Source organism: Actinocorallia libanotica (assembly GCF_039525175.1).
Taxonomy (GTDB): Bacteria; Actinomycetota; Actinomycetes; order Streptosporangiales; family Streptosporangiaceae; genus Actinocorallia; species Actinocorallia libanotica.
Genome location: NZ_BAAAHH010000008.1, coordinates 111,991 through 126,195 on the forward strand (window position 1 = coordinate 111,991; position 14,205 = coordinate 126,195).

The following is a 14,205-nucleotide window of genomic DNA, read 5'->3' on the forward strand; positions in this document are numbered from 1 at the left end:
GGAGACGAATCGGGCGACTCTCCGCAAGGGCCGGTCGGCGTCAGGGGCGGGGGAGGCCCGCGACGCGGGTGCGGGTGGCGTGGCCGCCGATGAGCCAGTCCCAGCGGGTGAGGAAGAAGTCGCCTTCGGAGCGGCAGGATTCGGTGAACCTCGCGTAGGTCCAGTCGTCCTCAGGCGGGCAGCAGTCGTCCGCGGGCCAGGTCCACTGCTCGTCACGGCCGGAGGCGACGATGCGTTCGCCCAACCGGATGGCCGACCCGTAGGCGCGCAGCCGGTCGATGGAGCACTCTTCGTCGTTCCGGGACGTGTGGAAGAGATCGAGGTTGCGGAGGATGAGCTCCTTGCCGTGCTCCAACTCGTCGGTGCGGGCGCAGAATTCCAGGTGCGCTGCGACCTCCATCGGGTGCTGGGCCGTTCGGTAGGTGTGTTCGTGGAGCTCCCGCGCCTCCTCCAGACGACCGGCACGGAGGTAGGGGAGGAGCCGGAGGGGCTCGTGGTCGGCCAGGATTTCGAGCGCCGGGTCGTCGCGGCCCAGGTCGAGCCACCACTGGGCGCGGCGCAGGACGTTCTCGCGGGTGGCGTAGGCAGCGCCGGCGGGGAGGGCATCGAAGGCCGACCATGCCGAGGCGGCCGCTTCCACGTCTCCGCACCGCACTTCCAGTTCCGTGCCGAACCAGCGGAGGTGGTGCAGGTCGTCGGTGTCCGGACGGCAGTGCGGCTCCAGCCTGTGCAGCAGGCCGCGAATCTGCGCCGGATGCACGGTCGGGAGGGTCAGTACGCGGTCCAGGACGATGGGGACCGCCCGCCACACCGCTTCGAGGCCGTCGGCTCCCAGCGGTGACGACTGGGCGTCGTGCAGCCGGAGGTATTCGGAGAGCGCGCTGAAGAGCTTGAAACGCCAGGTGCTGTTCAGCGGTGTCAGCTCCTCCAGCAGCGTGAGCCGGACGTCGGGGAGCAGTTCCCGATCGTCGGAGGCGATCGCGTTCTGGAGCACATGCTGGATCCGTACGATCCTCCTCCGGTTACGTTCCAGCGCGCGGGCCTCGGTGAGCGTGCCGAGCGGGTCGTCGGCCATGGCGCTCGGCAGGTGGTGGGCGAGCGGGGGGCACGCGTGCTGCCGGGGCGGGGCGGTGTCCGGGGGCAGGGGAAGGTCGTCGGTGACGGGCTCGGCGTGCAGCAGCTCCCTGATCTTCTCGCTCTGGAAAGTGGTGCCGTTCAGGCCGTCGAGCTCCTCCGCGAAGTTCACGACCTCCCAGTACAGGCGGGAGGCGAAGATCGCGTAGGTCCACACGGGGGTGGCGTCGCAGTCGGGGTCGTCGCAGGCGCAGTCCCAGACCCACTCCCGGTCGAGGTCCTTCGCCATGATCCGACGGCACAGCAGGACGGCCGCGGCGGCCGTCCACAGGTACTCGACCGTGGCGACCTCGTTCTCGAAGTAGTCGAGGTTGCGGTGCAGGACGTCGAGTCCGCGCTCCTCGTTGCCGGTGCGGGCGCAGAACTCCAGATGGATCGCGGTCCCGTCCAGCTTCAGGTCCGTACCGGTGTAGGTGTGCTGGTGCGCCGCCACGGCCTCGTCGAGGCGGCCCGCGTTCAGATACGGGAGGACCAGCGCGTCCCGCCGGTCCTTCTTCGTGGGGAACCGGCCCGCCGCCAGGGGCGCCGCCGCCGCGACGGCCCGGTCGCCGCGGCCCAGGCGCTGCCACATGCGGGACTCGATCGCGGCCTTCCCCGCCAGGTTGAGGTGCTCCTCCGGCTCGTCCTGAGCGCGGAGCCGCAGCCAGGTGCGCTCCACGGCGTCGAGGTCGCCCCGGCGCGCGTCGAGCTTCATCCGGTAGTGGTCGATGGTGTAGCGCGTCGACCGCCGGGTCGGGGGGCAGTACCGCTCCAGCTCGTCCAGGAAGCGGTGGAGCCGCTGCACCGGTTCGGGATAGAGCCAGATGTAGGCGTCGACGACGAGGAACAGCTGGTTCCACATGGCGCGGACGTTGTGCGCGTCGAAGAGGTGCGGTTCGGCGTGCCACATGAGCAGGCACCTGCGGAGGACGGGCAGCGCCTCGCCGAAGAAGTCCGCCTTCCCCTTCTCCAGCGGCTTGCTGCGCAGCGCCCAGGCGAACGACAACCGGGCGCGGAAGAGGAGGTTCGGTTCGCCGAGCGCCTCGGCGTGGGTGAGGACGCTCCGCATCGCCTCCACGTAGGCCTCGCCGCCGGGTCCTCCGTCCTCGGGGTCCAGCTTCTCCGCGGCCTTGAGCCTGGTGTGGATCTCGTCCCTGTCGAGCATCGGTCATCTGCCTCCGCGGTGGATGGCGTGTTCGACGAGGCCGAGGAACGCGCCGTTCACGGCGGTCACCTCCGCGGGGCGCAGCGCCCGGTTCCCGGTCAGGAGGGCGTAGCCGTACAGGGCCTCGACGGACAGCGCGACGACCCTGGCGTCGAGGGTGCTCGTCAGCCGGGCGACGAGCGGGTTGCGGTGGTTGAACACCAGCAGCGGGCGGGCCCGCAGGTCCTCCTCGGCGATGTTGTCCTCCAGGAGCTCGCCCCAGATCCCGTCGGCCTCCTCGCGGGCGGTGCGCAGGTCGGCGGCGAGCCTGGCGTCCTTGCCCTCCAGGTACAGCACCGGCAGGGAGGCGGGGGAGAACGCGCGCAGGACGGGCTTGCAGTCCCGCTCGTCCAGGGTCTCGCGGGCGGTGGCGAGGAAGTCGCGGGCGGCGAGCTCGGCGGCGGAGTCGAGGGCGTCGAACCGGGTGGCCAGGTCGTCGGGGTCGAGCCGCCGCACGACGAGGCCAGGGTCGAGGCGGTGCAGCCGCTGGAGGATGTCGCCGTGGTAGCTGTAACCGCCGTTGACCAGGCCGATGCCCTGGGCGGCGGCGATGCCCGCGAGCTGCTGGAACTCCTCGACCGACGAGGTGTAGTGGATCACGCGGTGGCGCCGGCGGAACTCGCCGAGGCAGACGGAGCCCTCGCTCGTCTCGAACTCCACCCATTCGTCGACGACGCGCAGCATCTCCACGTCGTGCAGGGCGAGGCCCATGACGCCGTGGTGGTGGACGCGCAGGAACGCGGCCAGCCGCTCGGGCGACGTCGACGCGAGCCGCACCAGCCAGGCGCGCAGCTGCGCGCCGAGCGCCTCCCGGGTGCTCTCCAGCAGGTCGTCCTCGTAGAGCTGCTCCCGGCTGGCGGTGGGACGCAGCTCGTCGGCGTTGACCACGCAGCGGGTGAAGAACGCCCAGTCCGGCATGACCTTCTCGACCCGGTCGCCCATGAGCATGCGTTTGAGGTAGACGCGGTGCCGTGCCCGATCGCCGGGCCCGGCCTCGTACGGCAGCACGTACGCCACGCCGCTCAGGCCCGCCTCGGGCACCTCGAGGTCGATCACGTCGAACGGCGGCGTGTCCAGCAGCCGTTCGCCGTACCGCAGGAGCGCCTCCCGGCGGGTCTGCGGGTCCGGGTGCTCGGCGTGCCAGGGCAGGACGCCCTCGGTGACGGGTTCGCCGCCGACCCGGACGTCGTAGGGCAGCAGTTCGCCGTAGTGCCGCACCAGTTCGACGACGGTGGAGGCGCCGAGCCAGTGGTCGAAGTCCCGGCGGGCCCGCAGGACGACCGTGGTGCCCGGCTCCTCCCGCCGCGGCCCGTGCTCCACCGTGTAGTGGCCGTCGGCGTGGCCGCGCCAGACGACGGTCTCGGCGTCACCGCAGCGTGTGATCACCTCGATCTCGTCGGCGACGAGGAAGCAGGAGAGGAGGCCGATGCCGAACTGGCCGAGGAAGTCGTGCCGGGCGAAACCGAACTCGTCGCGCTTGGCGGAGTTGCCGATGGTGGCGAGCAGTTCGTGCACCTGCGGCTCGGTGAGCCCGATCCCCGTGTCGTGGATGCGCAGCGTCCCGTCCCCGGTCGTCTCGCGCGGCTCGATGAGGATGCGTGTCGGCGCCGTCGCGTCGGCGGCGAGCCGGGCGGTGATCGCATCGACGGAGTTCTGCAGCAGTTCCCGCAGGTAGACCCGCGGGCTGCTGTAGAGATGGCGACTGAGCAGGTCGACGATTCCCCGCAGATCCACATGAAAGGTGTGCTGCATGGGAGGCACTGTAGGAGACGCCTCCGACACCCGGCGGGCACTCCGACCGGGACGCCCGCACACCGCCGGCCCGAGGGCCGCTCCGGAGGGCATCCCGTGCCCCCCGGAGCGGTCACCTCAGGCCGGCTTCGTGTGCGTTCTCAGTAGCCGGTCATGGCGATACCGGTCGCTACCGGATCACCACCACCCCCACCAGCCGCAGTCGTCCCACCACGAGACGGTGCTGGGAGCCGCCGCTGCGGCGTTCGTGGTGGTGGCGGCCTCCGCCGAGGTCGCCATCGCGGGGACACCGAGCAGGGCCACGCCGAGGGTGGCTGCGCCGAGCGTCTTCTTGATCATGCCTACCTCCCTGTGAGGATGTGACTTGCCATAGGGCTTTTGTCCGCTATCGGGTATAGCAAAATAATGCGATTGTCCTGTTGTTGGTAAATGCGCAAGAACCATCGCCTTTTGCAGAAATTTCAGCCCTATCGGTTGACGGGAAAAGGCGGTTTCAGGTGAGGTTTCGTTCGCCGTTCTCAGCGGTCGGGGAGGGTGAGGACGTCCGTGGAGGAGAGGTCGCGGTGAGCGGTGTGGACTTCGACGATCTCGGCGAGGGCGTCGCGGCCCAGGAGGCGGTAGGCGGCCGTGAGGAGGTCGCGGGACGCGGCGCGGTAGGCGTCGCGGTCGAGCCAGTGGAGTTCGCCTCCTACGGCCAGGGCCAGGGCGGGGCGGCCGTCTGCGAGCTCCCGTTCGGCGCGGGCGATCCAGGCGTCGGCTTCCGGGGTGCCCTTCCGGTAGGCGGCCAGGCGCTCGTTCGACTGCGCCAGGCACGGGTCTCCGCTGCCCGGGGGGAGGGCGGGGAGGATCGAGGGGGCGCCGGAGGGGTGGGGGGCGGAAGCCCAGCGCGGGCGGCCGTCGATCTCCGCGGCCTGGACCGCCTCCGGGATGAACCAGTCCAGGGCCTTGGCGAGCGGCTGGAGCGCCTGTGCCTCCTCGCCGTCGTCGCCGTAGTCCTGGATCGCGCGGGTGATCAGGTTGCGCAGCTCGGCCAGCAGGCTCGGGGCGCGGCTGGTCCAGGTCTCCGCGGAGTCGCGGGCGTAGTTGTGGACGATGAACGACGGGAGCTCGGCGGGGTCGTCGTACCAGAGGCCGTAGTGCAGGCCGTCGGAGCCGCCCATCATCACGGTGACGAACTCAGGGGGGTCGCAGCGGAAGCGGCCGTGGAGGCGTTCGTCCAGCCCGTTGCGGCCCACCAGGCGCAGGCCGTCGGCGCCGAAATAGTCGGTGATGCCGAACGGGCTCACGCCCAGCCGGTCGAACGCCTCTTTTTCGGCGGCGTCGGCGCTCTCCCACAGGGCGCGGAAGACGGCGAGATGGCGCGGAAGCCGCAGTCCGTAGACCTGCTGGAACTTCTCCGCGACGGCGGGAAAACGTTCGTGCATCGTCGAAAGCGCGGCTTGTCGTCGTGCGTTGTCGTCCATCGGGGCAGGGTAGTGGGGCGGTAGGACATGACCGGCTGCCTCGAACCCGAAGAACCCCTGCTGGGAAGGGGTTTCGCCGGTCCGGTTGCTTTTCGTGGGGCCAGCGGATACAGTCGGTAGCGGTTGTAGTTGTGGTTCCCATAGACTTTCTATGCGCCCCGCAGGCATCTGGCCGCGGTGGCGCATTTTTGTTTGACAGGTTCTACCTGGCGGGGTCATTTCGGCAGCTGGGAGTTCGTAAGGTGCGAACTTCGCGAATGCCTCAAAAGGAGTTTCATCATGGCTACTGGCACCGTGAAGTGGTTCAACTCGGAAAAGGGTTTCGGCTTCATCGAGCAGGACGGCGGCGGCGCCGACGTCTTCGCCCACTACTCGAACATCGCCGCCCAGGGCTACCGTGAGCTGCAGGAGGGCCAGAAGGTCTCCTTCGACGTCACGCAGGGCCAGAAGGGCCCGCAGGCGGAGAACATCATTCCCGCCTAAGTGCTTCACCTCCCACGGGGGCCCGGATTCTCAGTGATTCGGGCCCCCGTGGGCTGTCTGCTCCACACCTGGTTCGTACTTGGATTCGTCTCCTCGATACGTGCCGCATCGAGGAAGGCCCCATCCATGACCCGTACGCCCCGGCGCGGACCGCGCCGCTCCAGCACCGCACGCCGACCCGCGTCCGCCGTCCGGCACGAGGAGTTCGCGATGCCGGCCAACACCGTGCCCGCGCTTCCGCCGGTCGAGGACTTCGCCGCGATGGACATGCCGGCCCCGCTGCTGGCGGCCCTCGCCGCGCAGGGCCTGTCCACGCCGTTCCCGATCCAGGCCGCGACGCTCCCCAACGCGCTCGCCGGCCGCGACGTGCTCGGCCGCGGCCGCACCGGCTCGGGCAAGACGCTCGCCTTCGGGCTCGCGCTGCTCTCCCGGATCGCCGGGAAGCGCGCCGAACCCGGCAGGCCGCTGGCCCTGGTGCTGGTGCCGACCCGCGAGCTCGCCCAGCAGGTCACCGACGCGCTCACCCCGTACGCCGACGCCGTGCGGGTCCGCCTCACCACGGTCGTGGGCGGCATGTCCATCGGCCGGCAGGCGTCCTCGATCCAGCGGGGCCGCGAGGTCGTCATCGCCACGCCCGGGCGGCTCGCCGACCTGATCGACCGCGGCGCCGTACGGCTCGACGCGGTCGGCGTCACGGTGCTGGACGAGGCCGACCAGATGGCCGACATGGGCTTCCTGCCGCAGGTGACCCGGCTGCTCGACCAGGTCGAGCCCGGCGGGCAGCGCATGCTGTTCTCGGCGACCCTGGACCGCAACGTCGACCGGCTGGTGCGGCGCTTCCTCGACGACCCGGTCTCCCACTCGGTCGACCCGTCGGCCGGCGCGGTCACCACGATGGAGCACCACCTCCTGCACGTCTCGGACGCCGGGAAGCTGGACGCCGTCCTGCACATCGCCGCCCGCGACGGCCGCACCATCATGTTCGTCGGCATGAAGCACGCCGCCGACCGCCTGACCAGGAAGCTGCTGTCCAACGGCGTCCGCGCCGCGGCCCTGCACGGCGGCAAGTCCCAGCCGCAGCGCAACCGCACGCTGGAGCAGTTCCGCGCCGGCCAGGTCGACGTGCTGGTCGCCACCGACGTGGCGGCCCGCGGCATCCACATCGACGGCCTCGACATGGTCGTCAACATCGACCCGCCGACCGACCACAAGGACTACCTGCACCGCGGCGGCCGCACGGCGCGCGCCGGGGAGTCCGGCACGGTCGTCACCCTGGTCCGGGCCGACCAGCGCCGCGAGGTGGACCAGCTGATGCGCGCCGCCGGCATCACCCCGCACGAGGCGCGCGTCGCCGCGGGCGAGGAGCTCCTCACCCGCATCACCGGCGCCCGGAGGCCTTCCGGCGTCCCGGTGGTCATCGCACCCCCGGCCGTGCCCGCCCAGTCCCGTGCGGAGCAGGGCGACCGCCGCCGCTCCGGTGCGGGCAGGCCCCGCCGCGGCCGTCCGCAGCGCGCGGCCGCGTCCCGCTAGGGCCTTCACGGACGAGGCGCGGCGTGGTACTCAGCTAGAAGTGCGAAAAATATTCGCCTTTTGGAGGTGCCTGCCATGCCTCGTCCGCGTCTCGCCGTCCGCGCCGTCCTCACCGCCCTGACCACCATGATCGTCCTCGGGGGGCTGGTCCACGGGGCCTCGCCCACCCGAGCGGCGCCCTCCCCACCGGAGGACGCGGTCGAAGTCGTCGGAGAGCCCTTCCAGGGGACGACGCCCGACGGGCAGGTGCGCGGTTACGCCGACCTGCACAGCCACCTGATGTCGTACGAGGGGTTCGGCGGCCGGGTGATGTGCGGGAGCGTGTTCGACCCGCGCGGGATCCAGGAGGCGCTGAAGGACTGCTCCGACCACGGGAAGGACGGGTCGACGGCCTGGTTCGAGAACCTCGTCAGCAAGGGGAACCCGTTCGGGAAGCACGACACCGCGGGCTGGCCGACGTTCGCGGACTGGCCGCACCGCGGCTCGCGGACCCACCAGCAGGCCTACCACACGTGGATCGAGCGGTCCTGGCGCGCGGGGCAGCGGCTGCTGGTCAACCACCTGGTGTCCAACCGGACGCTGTGCGAGGTGTACCCGCTGAAGAAGTACCCCTGCGACGAGATGGGCTCGATCCGGCTCCAGGCGCAGCGCACCTACGAACTCCAGGACCACATCGACGCGCAGAGCGGCGGCCCCGGCCGGGGCTGGTTCCGGGTGGTGCGCGGCCCGGACGAGGCGCGCCGCGTCATCGAGCAGGGGAAGCTCGCGGTGGTGCTGGGCGTGGAGACCTCCGAGCCGTTCGGATGCAGGCAGGTCCGCGGCCGGGCGCAGTGCACCGAGAAGCAGATCGACGACGGCCTGGACGAGATGCGGCGGCTCGGCGTCGGCTCCATGTTCCTGTGCCACAAGTTCGACAACGCGCTGTGCGGGGTCCGCTTCGACCCCGACACCACGGGCCTCGCCGTCAACATGGGCAACTTCCTGGGCAGCAACCGCTTCTGGCAGGCCGACACCTGCCGGCGGCCCGAGCACGACAACACGATCGCCCCGTCGAACGAGATCACCTCCGTGCTCGCGGGGCCGCTGGCGCATCTGCGGCCGCTCGGCCTCACGCTGCCCGTCTACCCCGCGCCCCCGCACTGCAACGTCAACGGGCTCAGCGACCTCGGCGCGTACGCGGTCAAGGGCATGATCAAGCGCGGGATGCTCGTCGAGGTCGACCACATGAGCGTCGAGGCCGCCGACCGCACGCTGTCGATCCTGGAGCAGGCGGACTACCCGGGAGTGGTCTCCAGCCACAGCTGGACCGACCGGAACTTCCTCCAGCGCCTCTACCGGCTGGGCGGGATGGCCACCGCCTACGCGTCCGCCGCCGACGGGTTCGTCGGGTCCTGGCGCCAGGCGCGGAAGGCGAGCGTCCCCGGCCGCCTCTTCGGCTTCGGCTTCGGCCTGGACGCCAACGGGATGGGGCCGCTCCCCGGCCCGCGCGGCGGCAACGAGGCGAACCCCGTGCGCTACCCGTTCACCTCGCCCTTCGACCCGGACGTCCGCCTGGACCGCCAGCGGACCGGCGAACGCACCTGGAACGTCAACACCGAGGGCGTCGCCAACTACGGCCTGATCCCCGACTGGCTCGCCGACGTCCACACGGTCGGCGGCGACGAGATCATCACCGACATGGCGCGGGGCGCGGAGGCCTACATCCGCATGTGGGAGCGGGCCCGGGGCTGACGCCCGGCGCCGGTCGGGCGGCGCCGGCCGTCAGGACGGGGGAAGGCCCCTGGTGGGAGGGGTGGTCTCCACCCGCCTCCCGCCAGGGGCTTCACGGGGCGGTCCGCTCAGTACCGGGAGTAACCCCAGTTGTTGTGGTGGTTGTTCCAGTTGTTGTGGTGGTTCCAGTTGCCGTGGTTGTTCCAGTTGTTGTGGTGGTTCCACTTGTTGTGGTGGTTCCAGTTGTAGTGGTGCTTCCACTTGTAGTGGTGGTTCCAGTTGTTGTGGTGCTTCCACCACTTGCAGTCCTGGTACCACCACCGGCAGTCCTGGGCTTGGGCCTGGGTCGAGGCGGAGACGCCGGTGGCGGCTTCCGCCGAGGCCGAGGTCGCCACCGCGGGAGCGCCGAGCAGGGCCACGCCGAGGGCTGCGACGCCGAGCGTTTTCCTGATCATGTCGATTCTCCAGAGTGAGGGTGCGACTGAGGACTTCTGCCTTTTCGTTCGTTTCGGTACCGAGGCTAGGCGGACATCCGGAGCCACCGGGTACCAGGGAAATCCCCGGACGCTCTGCGGTCGGTCAAGAAATGGGGGAAGCCGCTCCCTTGTCCCAAGGATGGTCGACCCGCCGTTGTCCTCCCGGAGAAAAGTAGATCCTCCGGAAAGGAAGGGCGGGACGGCCGGGTTCCGGAGCCGGTCAGCTGACCAGGGTCTGCTCGTCGAGTTCGGTGAGGCTGACGGTGTAGAGGCCGCCGCGCTCGGCCTTCACGTCGGTGACCTCGAGCTGGGTGCCGGGCGGGAGGATGAACTCCTCCTCGCCGGTGAAGGCGGGACCAGGCCCTCGTCCTTGACGCTCGCCAGGCGCTCCAGGTAGAGCTTGTGCGCCTCCATATCGCCGCCGCCTTGATGATGCAGCGGATGGACACCACCGTTCCTCAACACTGTTCAGGAGTGCCCCCTGACCGGTGCGCCTGTCCCGAACGGTCCTGGACAGGCTGGTCCCCTGCTTTCACTCATCCGGCGGCCGCACGGATCGCGTCCGTGGGGCCGTTCGGGTGGGGCGGGTTCCCTCACGCCCCGGACCGCAGTGCCGGGCCTGGATGGTCCGATGCCCCGCACCATCGCTCTGGTGGTGTGGGGGCGGTGCCGTCCGTCGCCGGGCACCCAGGCCCAGGGCGCGTCTGCCGATCACGATGCTCGCGGCCTCGTGCCGACTGGTCTTGCGTCGAGTGGTGCTGGTGGGCTGCTGCCAGTGCTGGGCGCCCCACCGGCTGGTGTAGGCCGGATCCACCGCCACCAGGGCGATGCCGTGCTCGGCGGCCATCGACACCAGGCGTGCCTTCAGGCGGCTGGTGGGGATGCCGGAGATGACCTGGCGGAAGCGCCGGTTGCGGCCGTGTTTTTCGCGGGTGGTGGAGTCGGTGAAGTCCAGGTCCTCCACCGCGATCGCCTTCGCCCCGGTGCGAGCGGTCCAGTGCAGCAGCCGGGTCAGGGCGTGCCGCAACTGCGCGTCCCGGCGCGCTGCGGTGCCGGTCAGGTCATAGTCGAAGCGCTTCGGCGCGCCTACGGGGTTGCCGCAGGTGTCCAGGCGCCAAGCGGCCAGGTGGTCGGCGTTGGTGTCCACCGCCACCACCCCGGACGCGCAGGCGATCTCCAATGACAGGATCTGCACGGGCGGGCGCTGCCAGGCCGCGTCCACATACCAACGGCCCCGCCCGGCATCCAGGTGCAGGCGGTAGGCCGTCGCCCGATCGGCTTCTACCCGATCAGCCCACTCTGAGCCACGATGGGCGAAGGACGCCCTTGCGGCCAGGACGTACCGGCCGTGCGGTGCGTTGGCCAGAGCGGCCAGGGGCGCGGGGAGTTTGATGCTGATGTGCCCGCAGGGGGTGATGCGGATGGTCTCGTTGCCGTACCGCTTGCCCGACTCCCCATCGGCCGACAAGAACCAGCGGGCCGCCTCCCACCGGCCCCGCCACTGCTCCAGGGTGAGACCCGCTTCGGACAGGTGGTGGCGGGTGCGGGCGAGCCTGCCGCCGCCGCGCACCACCCGCACCCGCCCGGCAGCGAAATCCGCAGCGGCCTTCTCTCGTCGTTCCTTGAGCGCGGTCAGGCGGCGGGACTTGGCGAACCACTCGGCCCGGGAACGGTACCCGCCCGGAACACCCCGGCCGCCCTTGGCACCCACCGGCAGGGACAAGCGGTGGCCGATCACGCCGATGGCCGCGTTCAAGCTCTTCAGGTGAGCAGCCTGGGAACGCCGGGACAGGGCCCACTGATCATGGCTGGTCTTGGTGATCGACCCCGCCCACCGCGACGACGACCCACCCGTCAGATTCCGTTTACGCTCGGCCCACCGCCCGGACGAGTGGGCCAGGCCATCAGCGCAACGGGCGGCCAGATCCCGACCCGCCAACGCACCCAGATGCGCACCCACCCGCCGCAGCACGTTCTCGTCCCGGGCGGTGAGGCCCTTAAGACGGGTACGGATCGACACGCCCTGGCTCTGAGTGACCACGAACGGCGGGGCCAAGGACCGCAGTGACCCGCCTGCCCCGGACCCGGTCCCGCCCGGCCGTTCCGCAGACCGGACGGCAGCGGTGATCGTCGACACACCGGCCCCCTCCGCCCGCCTGTAGTCACCGGGTGTAACCATGACACAACCTACTCCTGGGGCAGGGGACGCGGACGGGAAACCCGACGGCCCTTCTCCCCCTCGCATGTCCGCGCGGACCGACGACCGGCAGCCCGCCGACAAGAGAGCGGACACAACACACACCGCGGGGCCCACGGGCAAGACCACGAGCGACCAGAGACGCCTTAACGACACTCATGAACACTCAACCGGCAACAGCTCCGAACCCTGCCGAACTGGCTGTTTTTCCAGTCTTGGAAGGTGTTGTCGAACATGGCGATGCCGGTGGCGCTCTCGGGACGCGGATAGGGGTTCTGGCCGAAGACGACGACCTTCCACTTGTGCGGCGGCTTGGGCTTGAGCGCCTGGTAGGTCAGCTCCCGGACGGGCACGACCTCGGGATCCGCCACGGCTCGATCTTCGATCAGCAGGTCGATGCCTAGGTCGCTCCCACCGTGGACGGGTTACACCCTGTTCCAGGACCACGCGTTCGGCGACTACGACGACCTGCGCCGGACGGTCCTCGCCCAGCTCGACAACCTCGAGAACGCCGCCGGGGAGCGGCGCGTGCGCATCACGCCGCCCCGGCGCTCCCGCCGTTGACGGGACGCGCGGAGAAGAGGGCCCGTGAGCCGGTCGGCGGGGCGGACCGGCTCACGGGCCGCGAAGTCACTTGTTGGGCTGCGGGGTGACGCGGAGGTAGGACTTCTTGGTCTCGAAGCCCTTGGGGAAGCGCTGCTTGGCCTCGTCGTCGGACAGGGCGGGGGCGACGATGACGTTGTCGCCGTCCTTCCAGTCGGCCGGGGTGGCGACGGTGTACTGCGCGGTCAGCTGCAGGGAGTCGATGACGCGCAGGATCTCGTCGAAGTTGCGGCCGGTGGAGGCCGGGTAGGTCAGGGTCAGCTTGACCTTGTTGTCCGGGCCGATGATGAAGACCGAGCGCACGGTGAGGGTGTCGTTGGCGTTCGGGTGGATCATGTCGTACAGATCGGCGATCTTGCGGTCGGAGTCGGCGATCAGCGGGAAGTTCAGGGCGTTGCCGGTCACGTCCTCGATGTCGCCGGCCCACGCGTGGTGGTCTTCCAGCGGGTCGACGGAGACGCCGATGGCCTTGACGTTCCGCTTGTCGAACTCCGGCTTCAGACCGGCGACCCGGCCGAGCTCGGTGGTGCACACCGGGGTGAAGTCCTTCGGGTGGGAGAACAGCACCGCCCAGCTGTCGCCCTTCCACTCGTGGAAGCTGAGCGTGCCGTCAGTGGTGGCGGCGGTGAAGTCGGGGGCTTCGTCGCCGAGGCGCAGCGTGGCCATGGAGGTCCTTCCGGATAGGTAACCGACGAGGAGCCCGGCCGAGACCGGCCGGGCGTCCTGGTCCCATAGTGGCATCTCCGCCGCGTCCGCCCGGTCAGCGGGAGCGGAGTTCGAGCCAGACGTCCCCCGGGGCGTGAGCGGTGACGGCCTGGTCCGGACCGGCGGCGGCGACCTCCCCGAACGAGGCGCCGTGCGCGGCGAGGAGGGCCTGGGCGTCGGCCAGGGAGTCGACGGAGAACGACAGCAGCATCTGGCCCGGCCGGAGGGGGCGGCCCGGGTCCCGGACGAGGGGGACGTCGGGGGTGTCGAAGGCCAGGAGCTCCAGGCGGGACGGGGTCAGGGCGGAGTCGGCGAGCAGGGCCATGGTGAAGGGGGCGGGTTCGGGGAGCGCCATCAGGCCCGCCACGTCGGGGTCGGGGCCGAAGACGTTGCGGCGGGTCTCGGGCAGGCCGGCGGCGGCGAAGAACTCCAGGGCCGGGTCGAGGTCGGGGACGATCCAGATGAGGCTGTGGACCTGGGAGCACAGCCGGGCCAGGTCGTCGTCCAGGACGCTGGGCAGGCGGCGCTCGGCGCCCAGCAGGACCACGGGGCCGCCGCCGGGGATGCGGCAGAACGTGCCGGACAGGGTGATGAAGGCGGTCTTGAAGACGGCGGTCTCGCCGACCTCCGCGCCGCCCTCCCGGGCCAGCCGGGCGCCTTCCTCCTGGTTGCGGCAGTAGATGTCGACGGCGTGGCCGCCGGTGCGGTACGCGCTGTACTCCAGGGGCTCCTCGTCGGTGTGCACCAGGCGGATCCGGCCGGGGAGAGCCTCGCCGGACGCGTCGCGCACGGCGTAGGTGCGCTGCTCGGCCGCGCCGTCGAGCCCGTACAGCGCCTGCGCGGCGGACGCGGAGAGCACGGTCTCGTCGACCTCGGTGAAGCCGAGCCGCTGCAGGAACTCCGCGGTGGCGGCCATCGTGTTCGTGCCGAGGACGACGGCGTCCGGGCTGGAGAGGGGGAGGGTCATGG

13 protein-coding genes are annotated in these 14,205 nt (G+C 70.7%); 4 read left to right on the forward strand and 9 right to left on the reverse strand.

From position 1 onward, the window contains the following. Positions 1-40: 40 nt before the first annotated feature. The 4 genes from ABD140_RS12755 to ABD140_RS12770 form a co-directional block, all read right to left on the reverse strand. Complete coding sequence (locus ABD140_RS12755; protein ID WP_344240215.1) at positions 41-2,278, reverse strand: hypothetical protein; 2,238 nt, start codon at positions 2,276-2,278, stop codon at positions 41-43. A 3-nt stretch (positions 2,279-2,281) separates the two neighbouring features. After that, positions 2,282-4,069: an HSP90 family protein gene (locus ABD140_RS12760; protein WP_344240217.1), complete on the reverse strand. Its 1,788-nt coding sequence runs from the start codon at positions 4,067-4,069 to the stop codon at positions 2,282-2,284. Between the two features lie 177 nt (positions 4,070-4,246). Beyond that, a complete protein-coding gene (locus ABD140_RS12765; protein ID WP_344240219.1) occupies positions 4,247-4,408 on the reverse strand; it encodes a hypothetical protein in 162 nt (53 codons plus the stop codon). A gap of 179 nt (positions 4,409-4,587) precedes the next feature. Then, positions 4,588-5,532, reverse strand: coding sequence for an ADP-ribosylation family protein (locus ABD140_RS12770; RefSeq protein WP_344240221.1), 945 nt, complete (start codon positions 5,530-5,532; stop codon positions 4,588-4,590). Between the two features lie 279 nt (positions 5,533-5,811). Here ABD140_RS12770 and ABD140_RS12775 point away from each other — a divergent pair, with 279 nt between their 5' ends. The 3 genes from ABD140_RS12775 to ABD140_RS12785 all read left to right on the forward strand — a co-directional run bounded on the left by ABD140_RS12775 (position 5,812) and on the right by ABD140_RS12785 (position 9,276). Then, a complete protein-coding gene (locus ABD140_RS12775) occupies positions 5,812-6,015 on the forward strand; it encodes a cold-shock protein (protein WP_344240223.1) in 204 nt (67 codons plus the stop codon). 126 nt (positions 6,016-6,141) lie between these two features. Then, positions 6,142-7,545 (forward strand): DEAD/DEAH box helicase, encoded by a 1,404-nt coding sequence (locus ABD140_RS12780; RefSeq protein WP_344240225.1) that lies wholly within the window; start codon positions 6,142-6,144, stop codon positions 7,543-7,545. Positions 7,546-7,620: 75 nt separating this feature from the next. Further along, positions 7,621-9,276, forward strand: a complete 1,656-nt coding sequence (locus tag ABD140_RS12785; RefSeq protein ID WP_344240227.1) for an amidohydrolase family protein — start codon at positions 7,621-7,623, stop codon at positions 9,274-9,276. 107 nt (positions 9,277-9,383) lie between these two features. Here the strand turns inward: ABD140_RS12785 and ABD140_RS12790 are convergent, their stop codons facing one another. The 3 genes from ABD140_RS12790 to ABD140_RS12800 all read right to left on the reverse strand — a co-directional run bounded on the left by ABD140_RS12790 (position 9,384) and on the right by ABD140_RS12800 (position 12,299). After that, positions 9,384-9,710 (reverse strand): hypothetical protein, encoded by a 327-nt coding sequence (locus ABD140_RS12790; protein WP_344240229.1) that lies wholly within the window; start codon positions 9,708-9,710, stop codon positions 9,384-9,386. Between the two features lie 553 nt (positions 9,711-10,263). After that, positions 10,264-11,487 (reverse strand): IS200/IS605 family accessory protein TnpB-related protein, encoded by a 1,224-nt coding sequence (locus ABD140_RS12795; RefSeq protein ID WP_344240231.1) that lies wholly within the window; start codon positions 11,485-11,487, stop codon positions 10,264-10,266. A gap of 587 nt (positions 11,488-12,074) precedes the next feature. Then, on the reverse strand, positions 12,075-12,299 hold the full coding sequence (locus ABD140_RS12800; RefSeq protein WP_344240233.1) for a hypothetical protein: 225 nt from the start codon (positions 12,297-12,299) through the stop codon (positions 12,075-12,077). A 25-nt stretch (positions 12,300-12,324) separates the two neighbouring features. On the opposite strand from ABD140_RS12800, the gene ABD140_RS12805 reads away from it, so the two are divergent. Beyond that, complete coding sequence (locus ABD140_RS12805; RefSeq protein ID WP_344240235.1) at positions 12,325-12,492, forward strand: hypothetical protein; 168 nt, start codon at positions 12,325-12,327, stop codon at positions 12,490-12,492. A gap of 66 nt (positions 12,493-12,558) precedes the next feature. Here the strand turns inward: ABD140_RS12805 and ABD140_RS12810 are convergent, their stop codons facing one another. Then, positions 12,559-13,197, reverse strand: coding sequence for a peroxiredoxin (locus tag ABD140_RS12810; protein WP_344240237.1), 639 nt, complete (start codon positions 13,195-13,197; stop codon positions 12,559-12,561). Between the two features lie 94 nt (positions 13,198-13,291). Continuing rightward, positions 13,292-14,203, reverse strand: coding sequence for a hypothetical protein (locus ABD140_RS12815; protein WP_344240239.1), 912 nt, complete (start codon positions 14,201-14,203; stop codon positions 13,292-13,294). Positions 14,204-14,205 lie beyond the last annotated feature (2 nt).